The sequence below is a fragment of the Actinomadura sp. B10D3 genome (assembly GCF_039871695.1).
Lineage (GTDB): Bacteria > Actinomycetota > Actinomycetes > Streptosporangiales > Streptosporangiaceae > Spirillospora > Spirillospora madurae.
On the sequence record NZ_JBDPLY010000005.1, the window covers coordinates 311,125 to 332,274 of the forward strand.

Below are 21,150 nucleotides of genomic sequence, written 5' to 3' on the forward strand. Positions count from 1 at the left end.
CGGATGACCGACTCCGCTCCGGGGACCGTCCCCGAGGAACTGCTGTGCTCCGCCAAGGGGTGCCGCGCCGACGCCGTGTGGGCGCTGCGCTGGAACAACCCGAAGATCCACACGCCGGACCGGCGGAAGATCTGGCTGGCCTGCGACGAGCACCGCGAGAGCCTGTCGGCGTTCCTGTCCCGCCGCGACTTCCTGAAGGACGTCGTGCCCGTCGACGAGCGGGACGCCCCGGCCGACCGGGGCTAGGCGTCGTCCAGCGCGGGCTCGCTCGCCGGTGCGGGCACCTCGGCCTGCCAGCCCTCGGCCATCTCGGTCAGCCGGGCGGCGGCATCGCGGGCCGGCGCGCCGCGCCCGACCGCGAGGCCGAGCAGGTACGCCGTCAGCGGCGCGCCGGGCCGCGCGACCCCGTGCGCGACGTCGCGGGCCAGGTCCAGGACGAGGCCCTGGTCGATGTCGCCGCGCTCCAGGCCGAGTTCGCGGCAGGCGGCGTTGATCCAGTCGTCGAGCACCGGCATGGGTTCCCCCTTCGCGCGTGGTCCTGGTGACCTGCCCACTCTCGCACCATCAAAGCAGCCGCCCGGCGGCGGCCAGCTCCTCGGGGGTGTCGCAGTCGTACCAGGGGGGGCGGGCACCGGCCGGCAGCGCCACCGGCGCCGGCTCCAGCGGGCCGAGCAGACCGCGCAGCGCGGCGCCGTCGTGGCCGTCCAGCGCGGCGCGCAGGGCGGCGGTGCGCCAGCAGCCGGCGAGCCACTGCGCGCGGCCCGCCTCGTCCACGAGCACCGCCCCGGGCCGCTCCCCCATCGCGTCGAGGAGCCGGGCGATGTGGACGGGACGCAGGAACGGCAGGTCGGCGGCAAGCAGCGCCACCCTCGGCGCCCGCACCCGCGCGAGCCCGGCGCGCAGCGCGGGCACCGGCCCGGCGCCGGGCGGGTCCTCGCGGACGACGACCGCGTCGGGCAGCACGTCCCGCGGCGGCCCCACCACGACCAGCCGGACCGCCCCGGCGACGGCGGCGGCCGTCCATTCGATCAGCGCGCGCCCGCCCACGGTGGCGGCGGGCTTGTCGGCCCCGAACCGCCGCGCCCGCCCGCCGGCCAGCAGCACGGCGTCGAACTCCGGACCGGCGCGCACCGGCGGTCAGCCGCCGATCGCGGACATCGGCCGCGCGGGCTGCAGGAACGACGGGTCGTCGATGCCGTGCCCGGCGCGCTTCGCCCAGACCGCCTTGCGCCAGCGCTCGGCCAGCTCGGCGTCGGTGGCGCCGTCGCGCATCGCGTCCCGCAGGTTCGACTCCTCGGTGGCGAACAGGCAGTTGCGGATCTGCCCGTCGGCGGTCAGCCGCACCCGGTCGCAGGCGCCGCAGAACGGCCGGGTCACCGAGCCGATCACGCCGACGGTCTCCGGGCCGCCGCCGATCAGGAACGACTCGGCGGGGGCGCTGCCGCGGTCGTGCGCGGTGTCGGGGGCCAGGTCGAACTCGGCGGACAGCCGGTCCAGGATCTCGTCCGCGGTGATCATGTCCTTGCGGGTCCAGCCGTGCTGGGCGTCCAGCGGCATCTGCTCGATGAACCGCAGCCGGTAGCCGTGCTCCAGGCAGTACCGCAGCAGCGGGACGGCCTCGCCGTCGTTGATCCCGCGCATCAGCACCGTGTTGATCTTCACGGGTTCCAGCCCGGCGGCCCGCGCCGCCGCGAGCCCGCGCAGCACGTCCTCCAGCCGGTCGCGGTGGGCGAGCCGCCGGAACGTCTCGCGGTCGAGGGTGTCGAGGGAGACGTTGACGCGGTCGAGGCCGGCCTCGGCCAGCGGCGCGGCCAGCCGGTCGAGCCCGATCCCGTTGGTGGTCAGCGAGATCTGCGGGCGCGGAGCCGGCTCCGCCGTCCTGCGCACGATGTCGGCGAGGCCGCGGCGCAGCAGCGGCTCGCCGCCGGTGTAGCGGACCTCGGTGACACCGAGGTCGCGCACGGCGAGGCCGACCAGCCGGACGACCTCGTCGTCGGTGAGCAGTTCCGGCTTCGGCAGCCAGTCCAGCCCCTCCGGCGGCATGCAGTACGCGCACCGCAGGTTGCACCGGTCGGTGAGGGAGACCCGCAGGTCCGTAGCGGTACGGCCGAAGGTGTCGACCAGCACGGGCGCCCCTTCCTGATGCCCGGCGGGCCCGGCTCGCGAGCCGCCGGTGGATTGCGGTCTGTCACTCCACCCTATTGCGGTGGTTGACGATCCGTCCCATCGCGAGAGACCGTTACGTTCCGTCGAGCGAGAGGGAGGCCGGAGTGACGACGTCGCGGGAGTGGGAGTTCGCCGGGACGCAGGGCGCGATCACCGTCCGCAGCTGGGCGGACGGCGAGCCGCGCTACATCGCGGTGCTCGCACACGGCTACGGCGAGCACCTCGGCCGGTACGACCACGTCGCGGACGTCCTCGTCCGGCACGGGGCCGTGGTGTGCGGGCCCGACCACATGGGGCACGGCCGCTCGGCCGGCGAGCGCGTCCTGATCGAGGACTTCGAGGACGTCGTCGCCGACCTGCACACCACCGTCGAGGCGGCCCTCGCCGACCATCCCGGCCTGCCCGTCGTCCTGATCGGCCACTCGATGGGCGGGCTGATCGCCACCCGCCACGCCCAGCTGCACGGCGACGTCCTCGCCGCGCTCATGCTGTCGGGGCCCGTCCTCGGCCGGTGGCACGTCGCGGAGCAGTTGCTGCCGCTGCAGGAGATGCCCGACGAGCCGATCGACACGTCCACGCTGTCGCGCGACCCGGCCGTCGGCAAGGCCTACACCGAGGACCCGCTCATCTGGCACGGCCCGTTCAAGAAGACGACGGTCCAGGCGCTCGACACCGCCCTCCGGCGCATCAACGAGCACGGCTCCCTCGGCGCGCTGCCGACCTTCTACGTCCACGGCGACGCCGACGAGCTCGTCCGCCCGCAGGACACCCGGACCGGCATCGAGGCCGTCCGCGGGGACGACCTCACCGAGCGCCTCTATCCGGCCGCCCGCCACGAGGTGTTCAACGAGACCAACCGCGACGAGGTCCTCGCCGACGTCACCGCGTTCATCGACCGCGTCCTCGGCTGACCTGCGTCTCGCTGCGGACCCGGCTGCTGGTCATCACGACGGCGCTGGTGGCCGCCGGGCCGGCCCTCGGGTCGACCGTCATGATCGGCGCGCTCGGCCGGTACCAGACCGGCCGGATCGCCCAGGTGGTGTACCGCCGGGGGAGCGGTGAGCGCGCGGGCCCGCGGCTGCCCCGGCTGGACGCGGCGGAGGTCGCCCGCCGCGCCGGACGGCCGTTCGACGCGCCCGGCGTGCGCGGCGGCGGGTGGCGGGCCGTGGCGGTGCCGATCCCGCGCGAGGTCGTCCCGGCCGGCGGCAGCGTCGTGGTGGCGGCGCCGCGCGCCGAGCGTCCCGGACCTCGCGCCGCCGGGCTCACCGCCGCGGCCACCGGCGAGGAGGCGGTGGCCGCGGCGGCCCGCGTCCGGCCCGACCTGGTCCTGCTGGACGTGATGCTGCCCGACCTCGACGGCTTCTCGGTGATCGCCCGGCTGCGGGAGCGCGGCGGTCCGGTGCCGGTGCTGTTCGTCACCGCGCGGGACGCCCCGGCCGACAAGGTGCGCGGCCTGACGGCCGGGGGGGCGACGACTACGTGACCAAGCCGTTCGACCTGGTGGAGCTGGTCGCCCGCATCCGCGCCGTGCTGCGCCGCAAGGTCGACACGCCCGACCCGGGGCTCATCCACACCGTCCGCGGCGTCGGCTACGTGCTGCGCACCCCGCCCGGTCCCTAGCCCTTCACGCAGATGAGCTGGCGCAGGTGGGCGACGACCTCCACGAGGTCGGACTGCGCCTCGATCACCGTCTCCAGGTCCTTGTAGGCGCCCGGGATCTCGTCGATGACGCCGCTGTCCTTGCGGCACTCGACGCCCCGGGTCTGCTCGACGAGGTCCTCGACGGTGAAGCTCTTGCGGGCCTTGTTGCGGCTCATCCGGCGGCCCGCGCCGTGCGAGGCGGAGTTGTACGCCCCGTCGTTGCCGAGCCCGCGGACGATGTAGGTGCCGGTCGCCATGGACCCCGGGATGATCCCGAGGTCGCCGCGGCCGGCGCGGATCGCGCCCTTGCGGGTGACCAGGAGCTCGACGCCGCCGTACTCCTCCTCGGCCACGTAGTTGTGGTGGCAGGAGATGACCTGCTGCCACTTGCAGCGCTTCTCGCCGAACCGCCGCGTCACGACGTTCTGCGCGAGCGCCATCATGACGGCGCGGTTGCGGCGCGCGTACTCCTGGGCCCAGAACAGGTCGTGCCGGTAGGCGTCCATCTTGGCCGTCCCGGTCAGGAACACCGCCAGGTCGTTGTCCGGGAGGTCCTGGTTGTGCGGGAGCCTCCGGGCGGCCTCGATGTGCTGCTCGGCCAGCTCGTTGCCGATGTTGCGCGAGCCGGAGTGCAGCACCAGCCAGATCGCGCCCTCGTCGTCCGCGCACAGCTCCAGGAAGTGGTTCCCGCCGCCGAGGGTGCCCATCTGGGACCGCGCGCGGCCGAGGCGCGACCGCACCGCCGGGTGCAGGTCGTCGAAGGACTTCCAGAAGTCGTACCAGCCGCGCTCCTTCAGGTTCGGCAGCGCGGACGGGTCGACGGCCTGCTTGTGGGAGCCGCGCCCGACCGGGATCGCCTTCTCCAGGCGGCTGCGCAGCCCGGCCAGGTCGTCCGGCATGTCCTCGACGGTGAGCGACGACTTGGCGGCGGTCATGCCGCAGCCGATGTCGACGCCGACGGCCGCGGGCGACACCGCGTCCTTCATCGCGATCACCGAGCCGACGGTGGCGCCCTTGCCGTAGTGGACGTCGGGCATCACCGCGAGCCCCTCCACCCACGGAAGGGAGGAGACGTTGCGGAGCTGGTCGAGGGCGAGGTCTTCGACGGTGTCGGGGTCGGTCCACATCCGGATGGGGACACGGCCGCCCTTCAGAGTCTGGTACGGCATGCCACTCCTTCGTCGACGGGGATCCGAACCGTGATCTATGACGCCAGAACCACCGATCGCGGTTCAACCGGTTTTCCCGCCCCCGCACGGTTCATGACCGCCCGCTTCACGACCGCCCGCTTCACGACCGCTCGGTGCGGCGCCGTTCGGTGAGGCCGAGCCGGTCCAGGTGGCGCAGCAGGGCCACGGCGACCCGGCGGCTCGTCGCCAGGGCCTCCCCGGCCTGCGCGGGCGTGAACGGCTGGGGCAGGCCGGTCAGGACGCGCAGCGCCTCCCGGTCGGCGCCCGGGAGCAGCACGATGTCGCCGTCCTCGTCCTCGATGCGCACGACGGCGCCGGCGCGCTCCGCCGCGGCGAGCACCTCGCCGGTGAGGCCGAGCTCGCCGAGGCGCGCGGGGGGCGGCGGGTCGAACGGGGAGCCCGCGAGGTCGGCGCGCAGGCGCTCCACGCCCGCCGCCCAGGGCGGCGGGGGCGTCGCGGCGATCGCGGTGGGCGGCGGCTCCGGTGCCGGATCGGGCGCCGGCGGCGGGACGGGGCCGTAGACGCGCCCGGCGTCCAGCCGCAGCGGCGGCCGGACCAGGGCGGTGACGAGCTGCCGAGCCGGGAGCCCGAGGCGGAGCCGGACGGTCTCCAGCGGGATGCCCGGGGCCCGCGGGCTCGCGGCGGCGTGCCGGGAGGCCTCCTCGGCGAGCCGCTCGAACAGCGACTCCCAGTGCGCGGGGTCGGCGACCCACTCGCCGTTCAGCGCGACCGCGTCGTCCGGCGGCGCGCAGCCCATCAGGGACAGCTCCGACCGGCGGAGCACGCCGTGCCGCCGGAGCACGATCGTGCCGTCCGGGCGGTCGGGCCAGGAGGCCAGCTCCCGCGCGCGGGCCGCCCCGGCGCCGCGCCGCACGAGCGTCGGCGGCCGGACGTCGAGGACGCTCACCCCGGCGATGGAGCGGCGCTCGGGGTCGCGCAGGACGCCGGTGTCGCCGAGGTGCAGGGCGACCCGGGTGTTCAGGGTCAGGCGGGCGGTGTCGGGGCCGAGGGGGCGCAGCCCGACCGGGATGGCGGCCGCCCCGAGGTGCAGGGTCATCCGCCGGGCCAGGCGGCCGGACGCCTCGCCGAACCTGGTGCGCACGTCGACGCAGGTGGTGTGGGTCCACGCGCCCGGGGTGACCAGGGCCATGCCGGCCTCCACGCGGCCCGCGTCACGCAGGGTGAGCACGACGCGCGAGACGCCGCCGACCGACGCGCGGGGCTCGCCCGCGCAGCCGATCGTCCGCACCCGGACGCGCTCGCCGGCGGGCATGAGGAGCAGCTCGTCCCCCACGCTGATCGTCCCGGCGGCGAGGGTGCCGGTGACGACGGTCTGCCGCCCGGCGGTGAACGCCCGATCGGCCCACAGCCGCACCGGGGCGTCCGCGTCGGGGACGGGAAGCCGGCCGGCGAGGCGGTCGAGCGCGGCGGTCAGCTCCTCGATCCCCGCGCCGGTGACGGTGCTGACGGGGACGGCCTCCATGCCGCGCAGCGCGGTGCCGGCGAGCTTGTCGCGGACCAGGCGCAGCGCGAGCTTGGGGTCGGCGGCGTCGGCCTTGGTGACCGCGAGGACGCCGGAGCGGATCCCGAGCGCGCCGAGGGCCTCCAGGTGCTCGGCGGTCTGCGGCATCCACCCCTCGTCGGCGGCCACGGCCAGCAGGACGGCGGGCGCCGGGGCGGACCCGGCGAGCATGGCCGGGACGGACCGCTCGTCTCCCGGCACGTCGACGAAGGCCACCCGCCGCCCGGAGGGCAGCTCGGTCCAGGCGCCCGGTTCACCGGGCTCCGTACCGGTGAGGGCGCGCACGAGCGCCGACTTCCCGTGCCCACCGTGACCGGCGGTGGAGACGACCTGCATCAGCGTCCTTTCCGGACCTGACCGCGGCAGGCGTCACGAGGACGAGCCGTGCCGGGGGGACGAACGACGGGGGCCGCGCAGACGAAGGTCCACGGAAGGCAACCCTATGGATGCCGGGGCCGCGCGCCAAAACCGGACACGCGAGCGGGCCGCATTCCACCTGCGATTCCTCCCCCGCTCCCCTGGGGTGACATGGCGGGGAATAACCGCAGCCACCGTACACTTAAGTTCGCTAAGTAAATGGAAAATGCCGCGCCGGCCCCCGGCGACCGGCCGACGCGGGAGGTTCGCATGACCGGCGCCCCGGCCAAGGTGCGCGAGGAGACCGGGCGCCCGCCCGCCGACGCCCGGCACACCGGGCTCACGCTCCTCGCGCTGGCCGCGGCCGGGATGGTCGTGTCGGTGCAGCAGACCCTCGTGCTGCCGCTGCTGCCGCGGCTCATGCAGATCTTCGACGCCTCGATCACCGCGGTGACCTGGGTGTTCACCGCCTCGCTGCTGGCCGGCGCGGTCGCGACCCCGCTGCTGACGCGGTTCGGCGACATGTACGGCAAGAAGCGGATGGTCCTGCTGACCCTCGTCCTGCTGCTGGCCGGCTCGGTGCTGTGCGCGGTGTCCGGTTCGCTGCCGGTGCTGGTCGGCGGGCGGGCCCTGCAGGGGGTGTCCGCCGCGCTGGTCCCGCTGTCGATCGGCATGATCAGGGACACGTTCCCGGCGGAGCGCGTCACCACGGCGATCGGCATCGTCAGCGCCACCATGGGCGTCGGCGGCAGCGCCGGCATGATCGTGACCGGGCTGATCGCGACCCGCACCTCCAGCCACCACCCGGTGTTCTGGATCGCCGCCGCGCTGGCCGGCGCGGTGCTCGTGCTGGTCGCGGTGACGGCCCGGGACGTCGGCGTCCGCGCGGGCGGGCGGCCCGACGTCGCGGGCGCGGCGATCCTCGCCGTGTGGCTGGCCGCGCTGCTGCTCGGCATCAGCCAGGGCAACGCGTGGGGCTGGACGTCCGGCCGGGTCCTCGGCCTGTTCGGGGCCGCCGCCGCGCTGTGCGCGGCGTGGGTGGTGATCGAGCTGCGCGTCCGCGCGCCGCTGGTCCGGCTGAACCTGCTGGTCGGCAAGCGGTCGCTGTCGGCCAACGTCGTCTCGGCGCTCCTCGGCTTCTCGATGTTCGCCGCGTTCACGCTGATCGCCGGGTTCGTGCAGGCGCCGTCCGCGGAGCTCGGGTACGGGCTGGACGGCTCGGTCCTGGACGTCGGCCTCTACATGCTGCCGAGCACCGCGACCATGCTCGTCTTCTCGGCGATGGCCGGCCGGATCGCCGCCCGGATCGGCACCGCCTACACGCTCGCCACCGGGTCCGCCTTCGCCGGGCTGTGCTACGTCTGGCTCGCGGTGTCGAACTCCCATCCGTACGACATGCTCGCCTTCAGCTCCATCCAGGGCATCGGGTTCGGGATCGCCTACGCGGCGCTCGGCACGCTCGCCGTCCGGCACGTCCCGATGGACCAGAGCGGCATCGCCAGCGGGATCAACTCGCTCGTGCGCACCACCGGCGGCAGCATCGCCGGCGCCGCCACCGCGTCGATTCTGGCCGGGCGGGTCGTCGCCGGCTCCGGCGCGCCGACGCTCGGCGCGTACGAGACGTGCTTCTGGATCGTCGCCGCGGGCGCCGCCGCGGCCGCGCTCATCGCCGTCGGGCACGCCCTGCGTCACCCGGGGTGACGGCGCGGGCCCTTGACGAACCGGGCCCGCGCCATGCCCTATAGGTGTGCGGCCCGAATCACCGATTGGGGCCTCAAGGGCACACTCGGGCGAGGACCCGGCACCGGGAGGACGACATGGGCGCCTACGCGGCCGCGTACGAACGCAGCATCGCCGATCCGACCCGCTTCTGGGGGCTGGCCGCGCGGGACGTCCGCTGGCTCGTCCCGCCCGACCGGGTCCTGGACGACGGGGCGCCGCCGTTCTACCGGTGGTTCACCGGCGGTGAGCTCAACACCTGCGACAACGCCCTCGACCGGCATGTCGAGGAGGGCCGCGGCGAGCAGGCCGCGCTGATCTACGACAGCCCGGTCACCGGGACCGTGCGGACCTACACCTACCGGGAGCTGACCGGCCTCGTCGCCCGGTTCGCCGGGGCGCTGCGCGCGCAGGGCGTCGACCGCGGCGACCGGGTGGTCATCTACCTGCCGATGGTGCCCGAGGCGGTCATCGCGATGCTGGCGTGCGCGCGGCTCGGCGCGGTGCACTCGGTGGTCTTCGGCGGGTTCGCGGCGAAGGAGCTGGCCGTCCGCATCGACGACGCGCGGCCCAAGGCGGTCGTGTCGGCGTCCTGCGGGATCGAGGCCGGCCGGATCGTCCCCTACAAGCCGCTGCTGGACCAGGCGCTGGAGCTCGCCCGCCACAAGGTGGAGCGGTGCGTGATCCGGCAGCGCGAGCAGCTGCACGCCGATCTCGTCCGGCCCCGCGACGTGGAGTGGGACGAGGCGGTCGCGGCCGCCGGGCCGGCCGAGTGCGTGCCGGTCGCCGCCACCGACCCCCTCTACATCCTGTACACGTCCGGGACGACCGGGCGGCCGAAGGGCGTCGTCCGCGACAACGGCGGGCACGCGGTCGCGCTGCGCTGGTCGATGGAGAACGTGTTCGACGTCGGCCCCGGAGACGTGTTCTGGGCGGCGTCCGACGTGGGCTGGGTCGTCGGGCACTCCTACATCGTGTACGCGCCGCTGCTCACCGGCTGCACCACCGTCCTCTACGAGGGCAAGCCGGTGGGCACGCCCGACGCGGGCGCCTTCTGGCGCGTGGCCGCGCAGCACCGGGTGAAGGTGCTGTTCGCCGCGCCGACCGCGATCCGGGCGATCAAGAAGGAGGACCCGGAGGGCGCGCTGCTCGCCGGGTACGACCTGTCCGCGCTGGACACGCTGTTCCTCGCCGGGGAGCGGCTCGACCCCGACACCTACCGGTGGGCGTCGCGCGTCCTGGACCGCCCCGTCATCGACCACTGGTGGCAAACCGAGACCGGCTGGCCGATCGTGGCGAACCTGCGGGGGCTGGAGCCGATGCCGGTCAAGGCGGGCTCGCCATCGGTCCCGGTGCCGGGCTACGACGTGCGGGTGCTCGCGCCGGACGGGTCGTCGGTCCCGTCCGGCGCGGACGGCGACATCGCGATCCGGCTGCCGCTGCCGCCCGGCACGCTGCCCACGCTGTGGCAGGACGACGAGCGGTTCGTCGAGTCGTACCTGACGAAGTACCCGGGGCACTACCTCACCGGCGACGGCGGGCACATCGACGAGGACGGCTACGTGTGGGTGATGGGCCGCACCGATGACGTGATCAACGTGGCGGGGCACCGGCTGTCCACCGGGACGATGGAGGAGGTCATCTCCTCCCACCCGGCGGTCGCCGAGTGCGCGGTCATCGGCGTGCACGACCAGCTCAAGGGGCAGGTGCCGCGCGGCCTCGTCGTCCTCAAGAGCGGAGTGCTGGCCGAGCCGGGCGAGCTGTCGGCCGAACTGGTGAAGATGGTGCGCGACCAGGTCGGGCCGGTCGCCGCCCTCAAGGAGATCTCCGTCGTGCCCGCCCTGCCCAAGACCCGGTCGGGCAAGATCCTGCGCGGGGTGATGCGCGGCATCGCGGACGGGCAGGAGGTGGCGGTCCCCTCCACGATCGAGGACCCGGACGTGCTGGACGACCTGCGCCCCGTCCTCCGGAAGGCCTGACGGCGCCACCGCCGGGGGCGGCGGGATCCTAGGGGTGGTGGGTCCGTTCGGGCCAGACGATCGCCACCAGGGACACGCCGACGGCCGCGAGGAGGATCTGCAGGAAGGCCTCCCAGAGGTTCCAGCCGTCCTCCGACAGGCCGGTCAGGTGCGACAGGCCCGTCCCGGCGAACGCCGCGACGACGCCCGCGGCCATCAGCAGCCAGACCGGCATGCCGGGCCGGCCCGGCACGAGCAGCCGCGCGAGCGCGCCGATCGCCGCGCCCACGACGACGGCGGCGGCGAGCCCCCCGATGGTCATCAGTGCACCTTTTACTTCCCCCGTCCCGTCCCTTCACAGGTCCCTACCCCTGACCTGGTGTCCGGAACACCCGGCCGCGGTCAGCGGATGACGAGGGTGTGCCGCCCCCGGCCGACCAGCTCGCCGACGACCGGCGCGCCCGGGATCTCCCCGGCGACCAGCAGCCCGCCGGAGGTCTGGGCGTCGGCGAGGAGCAGCCGCTCCTCCTCGGCGATGCGGCGGAAGTCGGAGTGCGGGGACACCCACGCCAGGTTGCGCCGGGTGCCGCCGGGGACGAACCCGTCGCGCACCGCGGCCCGCGCGCCGTCCAGATACGGGACGGCGGAGGCGTCGACCACGGCCGTCACGCCGCTCGCCCGCGCCAGCTTGTACAGGTGGCCGAGCAGCCCGAAACCGGAGACGTCGGTGGCGCAGGCGGCGCCGCGTTCGAGGGCGGCCAGCCCGGCCTCAGCGTTCAGCTCCGTCATCGCGTCGACCGCGTGGGGGAACACCTCGCCGGTCGCCTTGTGCCGGGCGTTGAGGACGCCGACGCCGAGCGGCTTGGTCAGCGTCAGGGGGAGGCCGGGGCGGCCCGCGTCCAGCCGCAGCAGCCGGTCCGGATCGGCGATGCCGGTCACCGCCAGCCCGTACTTCGGCTCGGGGTCGTCGATGCTGTGCCCGCCGGTGATCGCGCACCCGGCGAGGGCCGCCATGTCGCGCCCGCCGCGCAGCACCTCGCGGGCCAGCTCGGCGGGCAGGGCGTCGGACGGCCAGCCCAGCAGGTTGAGGGCCATCAGCGGCTCGCCGCCGACCGCGTAGACGTCGGAGAGCGCGTTGGCCGCGGCGATGCGGCCCCAGTCGTAGGCGTCGTCGACGACCGGGGTGAAGAAGTCGGCGGTGGACACCACGGCCCGGCCGCCCTCGATCCGCAGCACGGCCGCGTCGTCGCCGTCCGGGCCGCCGACGAGCAGGGCGTCGTCCCCGCCGGTGAGCCCGGCCACGACCCGCTCCAGTTCCCCCGGCGGGATCTTGCACGCGCCGCCGCCGCCGTGCGCGTACTGCGTCAGGCGGGCGACAGGGGCGAGTCGGGTCACCGCAAGATTTAACGCACAACTACCGCAAATGATCAACAAACGGACAGTACGGGGGCGGTCACGGTGGGCCGAACACCCGGCCCGACCAGCACGGAAATCCGCGAAACCCTTGTCCGAACAACGTTCGGCATGATGCGATCTCCCCTCTGCAAGTCATCACTTACTTTCAAGGGGCGACATGGGGATCCAGGAACGGCCCGGACTCGACCGGGCCCTCGCGGGGAGCACCGTCTGCACGGTCCTGGCCGAGACCGCCGAGCGGCACGGCGCCAGGCCCGCCTACTCCGACCGCGCCGACGGCGGATGGACGACCCTCACCTGGGCCGACACCCGGCGCCGCGCGCTGGAGACGGCCGCCGGCTTCGCCGCCCTCGGGCTGGAGCCGGGCGAGGTCGTCGCGCTGATGATGCCGAACCGGTCCGAGCACGTCCTGGCCGACCTCGGCGCCGTCCACGCCGGCGGCGTCCCGACCACCGTCTACGCGACCCTCGCGCCCGACCAGGTCGCCTTCGTCGCGGGCCACTGCGCGGCCCGGTACGCCGTCCTGGACGGCAAGGACCAGCTGGACCGCTGGCAGCCCGTCCTCGACCGCCTGCCCGACCTGCGCAAGGTCATCGTGGTGGACGCGGGCGCCTGCCCGGCCGGCGACCGCTACCTGTCCTGGGACGCCCTCACCGAGCTCGGCCGCGAGCGCCTCGCCGCGGACCCGGACGAGATCGACCGGCGCCGGCGTGCCGTCAAGCCCACCGACACCGTCACGCTCCTCTACACCTCCGGCACCACCGGCGACCCCAAGGGCGTCCTGATCACCCACTCGATGGTGCTGCACGAGGCGGAGATGGTGCGGAGCACCTCCGTCCTGCCCGAACACCCGGCCGGCGTCTCCTACCTGCCGTTCGCGCACATCGCCGACCGCGTCCTCAGCTACTACCTGCCGATCCGGCTGGCCTCCCACGTCCACTTCTGCCCCGATCCCGCCCAGCTGACCGCCGTGCTCGGCGAGGTGCGACCGCACTCCTTCTTCGGCGTCCCGCGCGTCTGGGAGAAGATCATGGCCGGGATCCAGGCCGTGCTGTCCGCCGAGCGGGACGAGGAGAAGAAGCGCGCCGTCGCCCAGGCCCTCGAGGCGGGCCGCGCCTACGTCACCGCCCAGGAGTACGGCGGCACCCTCACCCCGGAGGTCACCGCCGCGTTCGAGGCCGCCGACCGGGCCGTCCTCACCCCGATGCGCGCCCTGCTCGGCCTGGACCGCGTCCGGCAGGCCTCCAGCGCCGCCGCGCCGCTGCCGGTCGAGGTGGCCCGCTTCTTCGCCGGCCTCGGTCTGAAGATCTTCGACGCCTACGGGATGACCGAGACCACCGGCGCCATCACCGCCAACCTCGCCGGCTCCTTCAAGCTCGGCACCGTCGGCCGCCCCTTCCCCGGCGTCGAGCTGAAGCTCGCCGGCGACGGCGAGATCCTCGTCCGGGGCGCCACCTGCACCCCGGGCTACCTGCACCGCCCGGACGCGACCGCCGACCTCATCGACGCGGACGGCTGGGTGCACACCGGCGACGTGGGCCGCCTGGACGACGACGGCTTCCTCACCGTCGTCGACCGTAAGAAGGAGCTGATCATCACCGCCGGCGGCGAGAACATCGCCCCGTCCCTGATCGAGAACCACCTCAAGGAGCACCCCCTCGTCGGCCAGGCCCTCGCCTTCGGCGACCGCCGCCCCTACGTCGTCGCCCTCATCACCCTCGACGGCGAGGTCGCCCCCGTGTGGGCCGCCGCCCGCGGCATCGACACCACCGACCTCGCCGCCCTGGCCGCGCACCCGCTCGTCCTGGAGGAGGTCGCCAGGGCCGTCGACGACGCCAACGGCCGCCTCGCCCGCGTGCAGCAGGTCAAGAAGTGGCGGCTGCTCCCCGCCGAGTGGACCGCCGAGAGCGAGGAGCTGACCCCCACCCTCAAGCTGAAGCGCCGCGTCGTGCACACCAAGTACTCCGCCGACATCGACGGGCTCTACACCGACTAAGATCACCTGCGGAGGCGTGTGAGCGCCTGGTGGCCTCCCCGGCCTTCAAAGCCGACGGTCCCGAGGATCTCGGGACGGCGGGTTCGATTCCCGTACGCCTCCGCCACCTCCGTTCCGGGGCCTTCTCGCCCCGGCACGGGCGCCGCGTACGGTGAGGGCATGAGGCATCGCAAGGCGGCCTACGGGGTGATGATGGGGACGTGCCTCACCCTGTTCGTGCTGGCCTGGGCGGTGGTGCGGTTCTACTCGCACGCCGCGGCGATCGCGATGTCGGTGGCGGCGCTGGTGATCCCGCCGTTCGCGGCGGTGGTGGCGAACTGGAACATCGACCGGACGGACCGCCGGGAGTGACGGGGCCGGGCGTCGCGGCCGTGCTGGACCTCGCAGGGATCTTCGTGTTCGCGGTGTCCGGTGCGCTGGCTGCCGTCCGGCAGCGGCTGGACGTCGTCGGCATGGTGGTGCTGGCCGAGATCACCGCGCTCGGCGGCGGGATCATCCGCGACCTGGTGATCGGGGCGGTGCCCCCGGCGGCGTTCACCGACCTCGGGTACGTGCTGGTCCCGCTGGCGGCGTCGGCGCTGGTGTTCTTCTGGCATCCCCAGGTGACCCGGCTGCTTCCGGCGGTGCTGCTGTTCGACGCGGCCGGGCTCGGCCTGTTCTGCACGACCGGCACGATCAAGGCCCTCGACCACGGGCTGTCGCCGATCCATGCGGTGCTGCTCGGTGTCGTCACGGCGGTGGGCGGCGGCATCCTGCGCGACGTGCTCAGCGGGCAGATCCCGGCGGTGCTCTACGACCGGCAGCTGTACGCGCTGCCCGCGCTGCTCGGCGCCGCCGTCACGGCGGCCGCGGACGGGGCCGGGCTGCACGGCGCGGCCTTCGCCGCGGGCGGCGCCGTCCTGGCGTTCGGGCTCCGGGTGGTCGCCATGCGGTACGGCTGGCGGGCGCCCCGGCCGCGCGGCATGCCCGACTGACCCCGGCGCCCGTTCATTACCGGCGCGTATCGGGGTACCGTCCCCATCATGGGGCGGATCACCGTGCGACGGCCCGTGCTGCGGGTGAGCACCACCGGCACGCGGGGCCGCAGGCCCGACACCCTCGCGGTCGAGGAGCCGCTGGAGATCCGCGTCGCCGGCAAGCCGCTCACCATCACAATGCGCACGCCCGGCCACGACTTCGACCTCGTCGCCGGCTTCCTGGCGGCCGAGGGCGTGATCGGGGACGCCGCCGACCTCGCGACGATGCGGTACTGCGCCGACACCGCCGAGCAGAACACGCTGGACGTCGCGCTGGCTCCCGGCGTCCCGCCCCCGGACGACTCCATGACCAGGGCGTTCACCACGACGAGCGCGTGCGGGGTCTGCGGCAAGTCCAGCATCGAGGCGCTGCGCGACGACCGGCCGTACGACGTGGCCGGCGATCCGGTCCGGCTCACCCCGGACGTCCTCGCCGCGCTGCCGGGGCGGCTGCGCGAAGCGCAGCGCGTGTTCGACCGGACGGGCGGCCTGCACGCGGCCGGGCTGTTCGACGCCGGTGGCGAGCTGCTCGCGCTGCGGGAGGACGTCGGCCGGCACAACGCCGTCGACAAGGTCGTCGGGTGGGCGCTCAGGCAGGGCCGGCTGCCGCTGGCCGGGACGGTCCTCATGGTGAGCGGGCGCGCGTCGTTCGAGCTGACGCAGAAGGCGATGACCGCGGGCGTGCCGGTGCTGGCGGCGGTGTCGGCCCCGTCGTCGCTGGCCGTCGACCTCGCCGTGGACGCCGGGATGACGCTGGTCGGCTTCCTGCGCGGCGAGACCATGAACGTCTACGCGGGTGCGGAGCGTATCGCCCTGTAGCGCGGCGCCACTTGTCATCACGGGCCGAAAACCAACGGGTAACTTGTTGGACCGGCCTCAAGAAACGCATCGCTTCACTGGAGTTGACTGCTTCCCCGATGCGTACGCGTGCGGGCGCCCCCGCACCGCGCGGCTCCATGCGTGTGGAAGGCGAGGACCGTATGACGAGGCCCCTGGCGAACGGTGCGGCGGCGTCCATCGACGAGCGCCATCCTCCGATCAAGCCGCGGCGCGTCACCTTCGACTGGTCGAACACGCCCCTGCACTGGGTGCCGGGCGACCCGGTGGCCACGCACATCATCAACTCGTTCCACATCGTCCTGCCCGAGGGCGAGAAGTGGTTCATCCAGTGCGTCAAGGACGCGCGCCCCTACATCAAGGACGAGCGGCTGCTGGAGGAGATCAAGGGGTTCATCGGCCAGGAGATGGTGCACGCGCGCTCGCACCAGGGCGTCCTCGACCAGATCCTGGAGCGCGCCGGGATCGACGTCTCGAAGATCACCGACGCGGCGGCCCGCGGCAACGCCGAGCGGCCCGCGCAGATGGCGGCGCTGAAGGAGCGCAACCCCCGGGCGTGGCGGCGCCGCCTGCGGTTCGAGCTGGCCGCGGTCGCCTCGATCGAGCACTACACCGCCGTGCTCGGCCAGTGGATCATGGACAACGAGCGGTTCGAGAAGTCCGGCGTGGACCCGACGATGCTGGACCTGCTGCGCTGGCACGGCGCCGAGGAGGTCGAGCACCGGTCGGTGGTGTTCGACGTCTACAAGGCGATGGGCGGCGGGTACGCGACCCGGGTCGCAGCGTGGACGGTGTCGCTGTTCTTCCTGTACTGGGCGCTGATCGGCGGCTCCCTGTACCTGCTCAAGCAGGACCCGACGATCAAGCGGAGGGTGACGCCGCTGCGCGTCTACCGCTCGTACCGCCGGTCCGTCCGGCTCGGGCACGTCCCGGGCATCTTCAAGCTGCTGCTCGGCGAGGCGCCGGTCTATCTCAAGCCGAACCACCACCCGTCGAAGGTGTGCTCGACGCCGCGGGCGCTGGAGTACCTGAAGCGGTCCCCTGCCGCAAGGGCCGCGGGCTACGACCCGTACTAACCCGGAAGTGGCGCTCGCCCGCGCGCATGGGCCGCGGAGCCGGTGTACGGTTCCTCCAGACCTTACGGGAGACACGCCATGACACCCCCCGCACCACCCGTCATCACGAGGCGCGTCCGGGGCGACGGCGTCGACCTGGCCGTGTACGAGCAGGGCGACAGATCCCGCCCGACCGTCCTGCTGGTCCACGGCTACCCCGACACCCACGCGGTCTGGGACGAGGTGGCCGGACGTCTCGCCGAGCGGTTCCACGTCGTCCGGTACGACGTGCGGGGGGCGGGCGCGTCGTCCCGGCCGTTCGGGCGCAGGCGCTACACGTTCTCCTACCTGATGGCCGACATGCAGGCCGTGCTGGACGCCACCGCACCGGAGCGCAAGGTGCACCTCGTCGGGCACGACTGGGGATCGATCCAGGCGTGGGAGGCGGCCTGCACGATGCCGGACCGCTTCGCGTCCTTCACCTCGATCTCCGGGCCGTGCCTCGACCACGTCGCGCACTGGACGCGGCGCAACCTGGCCCGCCCGACGCCGTCCAACCTGCGGCGGGCGATGGGGCAGGCCGCCCGCTCCTGGTACATCTACTTCTTCCGGACGCCGCTGCTGCCCGAGCTGCTGTGGATGGCGGGACTGTCCAAGCCGTTCGCCAAGGCGCTGGAGCTGGGCGAGGGCGTCGCCCCGCGCGACGGCCACCCGGCCAGGACGATGGCCCGCGACGCCGCGGCCGGGGTGGGGCTCTACCGGGCGAACGTGCTCCAGCGCCTCCGCAGACCCCGCGACCGCCGCACCGACGTGCCGACGCAGGTCATCGTCCCGACGAAGGACCTGTTCGTCTCCCCGCACCTGGTCGGGCGGCTCTCCGAACGGGTCCCGAACCTCTCGCTGCGCCCGATCGCGGCCGGGCACTGGGTGCCGCGCAGCCACCCGGACGTCGTCGCCCGCTGGATCACCGAGCACATCACCGGCGTCCAGGGCGGCCCGCTCGGCGCCGCGGAGTCCCGCGCCCTCAGACGCGCCCGGGTCGGCCAGGACCGGGGCGCCTTCGAGGGGTCCCTCGTCGTCGTGACGGGCGCGGGCGGCGGCATCGGCCGCGCGACCGCGCTGGCCTTCGCCGAACGCGGCGCCGAGGTGATCGCCGCCGACATCGACCCGGCCGCCGCGGAGCGCACCGCCGAGCTCGCCGCACGCGCCGGGCGGCCCGGCCACGCGTTCCAGGTGGACGTCTCCGACCCCGCCGCGATGGAGGACTTCGCCAAGTCCGTCCTGCACGGGCACGGGGTGCCCGACGTCGTCGTCAACAACGCCGGGATCGGCATGGCCGGGTCCTTCCTGGACCACACCGCCGACGACTGGCGCGAGGTCCTGGACGTCAACCTGTGGGGCGTCATCCACGGCTCGCGGCTGTTCGCCCGGCAGATGGTGGAGCACGGGCAGGGCGGCCACATCGTCAACACGGCGTCGGCGGCGGCGTTCACGCCGTCCCGCGCGCTGCCCGCCTACTCGACGAGCAAGGCGGCCGTGCTCATGCTGTCGCAGTGCCTGCGCGCCGAGCTGAAGGGCGAGGGCATCGCCGTCAGCGCCGTCTGCCCGGGGATCGTCGACACCGGCATCACCCGGGCGGCCCGGTTCGTCGGCAAGGGCGCCGCCGGCGAGGCTCGCAGCCGGGAGCGGGTGGCGCGGGCCTACGCGCGCCGCGGGTTCGGGCCCGAGCGCGTCGCGGAGCGGATCGTCGCCACCGTGCGCCGCGACCGCGCGGTCGTCCCGGTCACGCCCGAGGCGCGCGTCGCCTCCCTGGCGTCCCGGGCGGCGCCGGGCCTGCTGCGGCTCCTCGCCCGGCTCGACGTGGGCTGAACGCCGCCCGCCCGGGTACCCGTAGGGTGATCACCGGGAGGCGGTGCCACATGGCGGACGCCGTGGTCGTCGGCGCGGGCCACAACGGGCTCGTGGCGGCCAACATGCTCGCCGACGCGGGCTGGGACGTGGAGGTCCTGGAGGCTCAGCCCGAGCCCGGCGGTGCCGTGCGCAGCGACCGGGGCGTCCACCCGGACTTCGTCAGCGACCTGTGCAGCGCGTTCTACCCGCTCGGCGTGGCGTCGCCGGTGATGCGGGCGATGGAGCTCGAACGGCACGGGGTGCGCTGGCGGCACGCCCCGGCCGTCCTCGCCCACCCTCTGCCGGACGGGCGCTGCGCGGTCCTCGAACGCGACCGGGACGCGACGGCCGGCGGCCTCGACGCGCTCGGCGCCGGCGACGGGGAGGCCTGGCTCCGGCTCTGCCGTATCTGGGATGAGATGGGAGAGGACTTCCTGCGCGTCCTGTTCACCCCGTTCCCACCGGTCCGGGCGGCGCTGCCGCTGGCGGTGTCGGCGCGGCGCGCGGGCGGCCTCCGCGTCCTGCGCTCCCTGCTGGCGCCCGTCCGCTCGCTCGGCGAGCAGGAGTTCACCGGACCGGGCGGCCCGCTGCTGCTCGCCGGATCGGCGCTGCACACCGACGTGTTCCCCGAGACGACGGCCGGGTCGGTCTTCGGCTGGCTCCTGGCGATGATCGGCCAGCGGGACGGGTGGCCCGTCCCCGAGGGCGGCGCGGGCGAGCTGACGGCCGCGCTCGTGCGGCGCCTGGAGTCGCGGGGCGGGCGGGTGCGCTGCGGCACCCCGGTCGCGTCGGTCGTCATCCGGGACGGGCGCGCGCTGGGCGTCCGCACCGCGGACGGCGAGCCGGTGCGGGCCACCAGGGCCGTGCTGGCGGACGTGTCGGCGCCGGCCCTGTACGGCGGCCTCGTCGGCTGGGCGGACCTGCCCGCCTCGCTCCGGGCGGACATGCGCCGCTTCGAGTGGGACAGCGCCACCTTCAAGGTCGACTGGGCGCTGTCGCGGCCCATCCCCTGGGCCTCCCCCGACGCCGGGCGCGCCGGGACGGTCCACCTCTCCCCCGGCGTCGACGCGCTCACCGGCTACAGCGCGCACCTCGCCACGGGGCGCGTCCCGTCCGAGCCGTTCGCGCTCCTCGGCCAGATGACGACCGCCGACCCCACCCGCTCCCCCGCCGGGAGCGAGTCGGTGTGGGCCTACACCCACGTCCCGTACCGGGTGAAGGCCGACGCGGGCAACGACGGCATCACCGGCGCCTGGGACGAACGCGAGCAGGCGGCCATGGCGCGCCGACTGGAGGACGCCGTGGAGCGCCTCGCGCCCGGCTTCCGCGAGGCGATCCTGGACCGCCGCGTCACCGCCCCGCCCGCGTTCGAGGAGCACGACGCCAACCTGCGCGGCGGCGCGCTGAACGGCGGGACGGCGATGGTCCACCAGCAGTTCGTGTTCCGTCCGGTCCCCGGCCTCGGCCGCGCCGAGACACCGGTCGCCGGCCTCTACCTGGCCTCCGCGTCCGCGCATCCCGGCGGCGGCGTGCACGGCGCGTGCGGCGCCAACGCCGCCCGCGCGGCGCTCGCCCACGCCGGCCCCGGGGGGCGCCTCCTCACCCCCGCCCTCAACGCCCTGTCCCGCCTCCTCGCCCCCTAGCGCCCGCGGGCGCTAGGGGGCGATTCCAGGACACGGCCCGTATTCCCGGCGCGAGGACGCGGAGGTTTACCGGCTCGGGGTTTCCCCGGACGCCGGAACATGCGACCTTCGTAGAACAAGCCCGGCGACCGGCCCCGCCCCCGGCGGCCGTCGTCCCAGGTCCGAACCGGCACCGGAGCGTGAGGCATGCGGATTCGCGACATCCTGCGGAGGAAGGGAGACGCGGTGGCCACGGTACGGCCCGAGGCCACCGTGCGGCAGTTGCTCGCCGTCCTGGCGGAGCACAACATCGGGGCGGTGGTGGTCTCGCCCGACGGCGCGTCGATCGCCGGCATCGCCTCCGAGCGGGACGTGGTGCGGCGGCTGCACGAGCACGGCGCGGCCCTGCTCGACCGTCCCGTCTCCGAGATCATGACGTCCGAGGTCCGCAGCTGCGGGCCCGCCGACCGGGTGGACGACCTGCGGCAGGCCATGACCGAGCACCGGTTCCGGCACGTGCCCGTCGTCGAGGGCGGCCGGCTCGCCGGGATCGTCAGCATCGGCGACGTCGTCAAGAGCGCCATCGACGAGCTGGAGAGCGAGCGCTCGCACCTCGTGGACTACATCCAGCGCGCCCCCTAGTACTACATCACTAGATCTGTAGGACTTGGAGGTGTAGGCGTCGCCGGAAGTGGCTTCGGCGTGCTCGGGCCTGATGCTCGCGGCGGATGATCGACCAGTGCAGGCCCTGGTCAATGACCTGGT

Annotated in this window: 21 protein-coding genes and 1 tRNA gene; 15 read left to right on the plus strand and 7 right to left on the minus strand. The window is 74.4% G+C overall.

The genetic code is table 11. The features are described 5' to 3' along the window. Nucleotides 1-3 precede the first annotated feature (3 nt). Complete coding sequence (locus tag ABGB11_RS12155; protein ID WP_347631914.1) at nt 4-246, plus strand: hypothetical protein; 243 nt, start codon at nt 4-6, stop codon at nt 244-246. On the opposite strand, the gene ABGB11_RS12160 is transcribed toward ABGB11_RS12155, so the two are convergent. Genes ABGB11_RS12160 through moaA form a run of 3 tightly spaced genes read right to left on the minus strand, consistent with a single transcriptional unit; the run spans nt 243 to nt 2,127 of the window. After that, nucleotides 243-515, minus strand: a complete 273-nt coding sequence (locus tag ABGB11_RS12160; protein WP_347631916.1) for a DUF6457 domain-containing protein — start codon at nt 513-515, stop codon at nt 243-245. The genes ABGB11_RS12155 and ABGB11_RS12160 overlap by 4 nt on opposite strands. Nucleotides 516-564: 49 nt before the next feature. Beyond that, nucleotides 565-1,131 carry a molybdenum cofactor guanylyltransferase gene (locus tag ABGB11_RS12165; protein WP_347631918.1) on the minus strand — a complete coding sequence of 189 codons (567 nt, stop codon included), beginning with the start codon at nt 1,129-1,131 and terminating at the stop codon, nt 565-567. Between the two features lie 6 nt (nt 1,132-1,137). Further along, on the minus strand, nt 1,138-2,127 hold the full coding sequence (gene moaA, locus ABGB11_RS12170; protein ID WP_347631920.1) for a GTP 3',8-cyclase MoaA: 990 nt from the start codon (nt 2,125-2,127) through the stop codon (nt 1,138-1,140). Between the two features lie 143 nt (nt 2,128-2,270). On the opposite strand from moaA, the gene ABGB11_RS12175 reads away from it, so the two are divergent. From ABGB11_RS12175 to ABGB11_RS12185, 3 genes are read left to right on the plus strand one after another with little or no spacing between them, the layout of a single operon-like run. Continuing rightward, nucleotides 2,271-3,077, plus strand: a complete 807-nt coding sequence (locus ABGB11_RS12175; protein ID WP_347631922.1) for a lysophospholipase — start codon at nt 2,271-2,273, stop codon at nt 3,075-3,077. A 47-nt stretch (nt 3,078-3,124) separates the two neighbouring features. Further along, nucleotides 3,125-3,649: a response regulator gene (locus tag ABGB11_RS12180; protein WP_347631924.1), complete on the plus strand. Its 525-nt coding sequence runs from the start codon at nt 3,125-3,127 to the stop codon at nt 3,647-3,649. Further along, nucleotides 3,646-3,786 carry a hypothetical protein gene (locus tag ABGB11_RS12185; protein ID WP_347631926.1) on the plus strand — a complete coding sequence of 47 codons (141 nt, stop codon included), beginning with the start codon at nt 3,646-3,648 and terminating at the stop codon, nt 3,784-3,786. The genes ABGB11_RS12180 and ABGB11_RS12185 overlap by 4 nt, the downstream gene beginning before the upstream one ends. Here ABGB11_RS12185 and ABGB11_RS12190 read toward each other — a convergent pair. Both ABGB11_RS12190 and ABGB11_RS12195 read right to left on the minus strand, forming a co-directional pair. Further along, nucleotides 3,783-4,976 carry an RtcB family protein gene (locus ABGB11_RS12190; RefSeq protein ID WP_347631928.1) on the minus strand — a complete coding sequence of 398 codons (1,194 nt, stop codon included), beginning with the start codon at nt 4,974-4,976 and terminating at the stop codon, nt 3,783-3,785. The genes ABGB11_RS12185 and ABGB11_RS12190 overlap by 4 nt on opposite strands. A gap of 121 nt (nt 4,977-5,097) precedes the next feature. Continuing rightward, nucleotides 5,098-6,855 (minus strand): SelB C-terminal domain-containing protein, encoded by a 1,758-nt coding sequence (locus ABGB11_RS12195; RefSeq protein ID WP_347631930.1) that lies wholly within the window; start codon nt 6,853-6,855, stop codon nt 5,098-5,100. A 291-nt stretch (nt 6,856-7,146) separates the two neighbouring features. On the opposite strand from ABGB11_RS12195, the gene ABGB11_RS12200 reads away from it, so the two are divergent. After that, the gene (locus tag ABGB11_RS12200) at nt 7,147-8,577 is read left to right on the plus strand and encodes an MFS transporter (RefSeq protein ID WP_347631932.1); all 1,431 of its coding nucleotides are present in this window, start codon (nt 7,147-7,149) and stop codon (nt 8,575-8,577) included. Between the two features lie 116 nt (nt 8,578-8,693). Beyond that, complete coding sequence (locus tag ABGB11_RS12205) at nt 8,694-10,574, plus strand: propionyl-CoA synthetase (protein WP_347631934.1); 1,881 nt, start codon at nt 8,694-8,696, stop codon at nt 10,572-10,574. Between the two features lie 28 nt (nt 10,575-10,602). Here the strand turns inward: ABGB11_RS12205 and ABGB11_RS12210 are convergent, their stop codons facing one another. Both ABGB11_RS12210 and selD read right to left on the minus strand, forming a co-directional pair. After that, a complete protein-coding gene (locus tag ABGB11_RS12210) occupies nt 10,603-10,875 on the minus strand; it encodes a GlsB/YeaQ/YmgE family stress response membrane protein (protein ID WP_347631936.1) in 273 nt (90 codons plus the stop codon). A gap of 80 nt (nt 10,876-10,955) precedes the next feature. Then, nucleotides 10,956-11,948: a selenide, water dikinase SelD gene (gene selD, locus ABGB11_RS12215; protein ID WP_347631938.1), complete on the minus strand. Its 993-nt coding sequence runs from the start codon at nt 11,946-11,948 to the stop codon at nt 10,956-10,958. 178 nt (nt 11,949-12,126) lie between these two features. Here selD and ABGB11_RS12220 point away from each other — a divergent pair, with 178 nt between their 5' ends. The 9 genes from ABGB11_RS12220 to ABGB11_RS12260 all read left to right on the plus strand — a co-directional run bounded on the left by ABGB11_RS12220 (nt 12,127) and on the right by ABGB11_RS12260 (nt 21,027). Then, nucleotides 12,127-13,965 (plus strand): AMP-dependent synthetase/ligase, encoded by a 1,839-nt coding sequence (locus tag ABGB11_RS12220; RefSeq protein WP_347631940.1) that lies wholly within the window; start codon nt 12,127-12,129, stop codon nt 13,963-13,965. 10 nt (nt 13,966-13,975) lie between these two features. Beyond that, nucleotides 13,976-14,071 (plus strand) — tRNA-Sec (locus ABGB11_RS12225). Nucleotides 14,072-14,124: 53 nt separating this feature from the next. Then, complete coding sequence (locus ABGB11_RS12230) at nt 14,125-14,316, plus strand: DUF3099 domain-containing protein (protein ID WP_024936715.1); 192 nt, start codon at nt 14,125-14,127, stop codon at nt 14,314-14,316. Continuing rightward, complete coding sequence (locus tag ABGB11_RS12235; protein ID WP_347631942.1) at nt 14,313-14,939, plus strand: trimeric intracellular cation channel family protein; 627 nt, start codon at nt 14,313-14,315, stop codon at nt 14,937-14,939. Before ABGB11_RS12230 ends, ABGB11_RS12235 begins: the two co-directional genes overlap by 4 nt. Nucleotides 14,940-14,987: 48 nt before the next feature. Beyond that, entirely contained in the window at nt 14,988-15,800 is an 813-nt protein-coding gene (gene fdhD / locus ABGB11_RS12240; protein ID WP_347631944.1) for a formate dehydrogenase accessory sulfurtransferase FdhD, read from the plus strand. A gap of 161 nt (nt 15,801-15,961) precedes the next feature. Continuing rightward, complete coding sequence (locus ABGB11_RS12245) at nt 15,962-16,894, plus strand: metal-dependent hydrolase (RefSeq protein WP_347631946.1); 933 nt, start codon at nt 15,962-15,964, stop codon at nt 16,892-16,894. A 78-nt stretch (nt 16,895-16,972) separates the two neighbouring features. After that, nucleotides 16,973-18,742, plus strand: coding sequence for an SDR family oxidoreductase (locus ABGB11_RS12250; RefSeq protein WP_347631948.1), 1,770 nt, complete (start codon nt 16,973-16,975; stop codon nt 18,740-18,742). Between the two features lie 50 nt (nt 18,743-18,792). Then, the gene (locus ABGB11_RS12255; RefSeq protein WP_347631950.1) at nt 18,793-20,406 is read left to right on the plus strand and encodes an NAD(P)/FAD-dependent oxidoreductase; all 1,614 of its coding nucleotides are present in this window, start codon (nt 18,793-18,795) and stop codon (nt 20,404-20,406) included. A 186-nt stretch (nt 20,407-20,592) separates the two neighbouring features. Beyond that, nucleotides 20,593-21,027, plus strand: a complete 435-nt coding sequence (locus tag ABGB11_RS12260; RefSeq protein WP_347631952.1) for a CBS domain-containing protein — start codon at nt 20,593-20,595, stop codon at nt 21,025-21,027. Nucleotides 21,028-21,150 lie beyond the last annotated feature (123 nt).

Coding starts and splice junctions, on each gene's coding strand:
- ABGB11_RS12155 (WP_347631914.1), top strand. CDS start 4: ATGACCGACTCCGCTCCGGGGACCGTCCCCGAGGAACTGCTGTGCTCC.
- ABGB11_RS12160 (WP_347631916.1), bottom strand. CDS start 515: ATGCCGGTGCTCGACGACTGGATCAACGCCGCCTGCCGCGAACTCGGC.
- ABGB11_RS12190 (WP_347631928.1), bottom strand. CDS start 4,976: ATGCCGTACCAGACTCTGAAGGGCGGCCGTGTCCCCATCCGGATGTGG.
- ABGB11_RS12195 (WP_347631930.1), bottom strand. CDS start 6,855: ATGCAGGTCGTCTCCACCGCCGGTCACGGTGGGCACGGGAAGTCGGCG.
- ABGB11_RS12200 (WP_347631932.1), top strand. CDS start 7,147: ATGACCGGCGCCCCGGCCAAGGTGCGCGAGGAGACCGGGCGCCCGCCC.
- ABGB11_RS12205 (WP_347631934.1), top strand. CDS start 8,694: ATGGGCGCCTACGCGGCCGCGTACGAACGCAGCATCGCCGATCCGACC.
- ABGB11_RS12210 (WP_347631936.1), bottom strand. CDS start 10,875: ATGACCATCGGGGGGCTCGCCGCCGCCGTCGTCGTGGGCGCGGCGATC.
- ABGB11_RS12220 (WP_347631940.1), top strand. CDS start 12,127: ATGGGGATCCAGGAACGGCCCGGACTCGACCGGGCCCTCGCGGGGAGC.
- ABGB11_RS12230 (WP_024936715.1), top strand. CDS start 14,125: ATGAGGCATCGCAAGGCGGCCTACGGGGTGATGATGGGGACGTGCCTC.
- fdhD (WP_347631944.1), top strand. CDS start 14,988: ATGGGGCGGATCACCGTGCGACGGCCCGTGCTGCGGGTGAGCACCACC.
- ABGB11_RS12245 (WP_347631946.1), top strand. CDS start 15,962: ATGACGAGGCCCCTGGCGAACGGTGCGGCGGCGTCCATCGACGAGCGC.
- ABGB11_RS12250 (WP_347631948.1), top strand. CDS start 16,973: ATGACACCCCCCGCACCACCCGTCATCACGAGGCGCGTCCGGGGCGAC.
- ABGB11_RS12255 (WP_347631950.1), top strand. CDS start 18,793: ATGGCGGACGCCGTGGTCGTCGGCGCGGGCCACAACGGGCTCGTGGCG.
- ABGB11_RS12260 (WP_347631952.1), top strand. CDS start 20,593: ATGCGGATTCGCGACATCCTGCGGAGGAAGGGAGACGCGGTGGCCACG.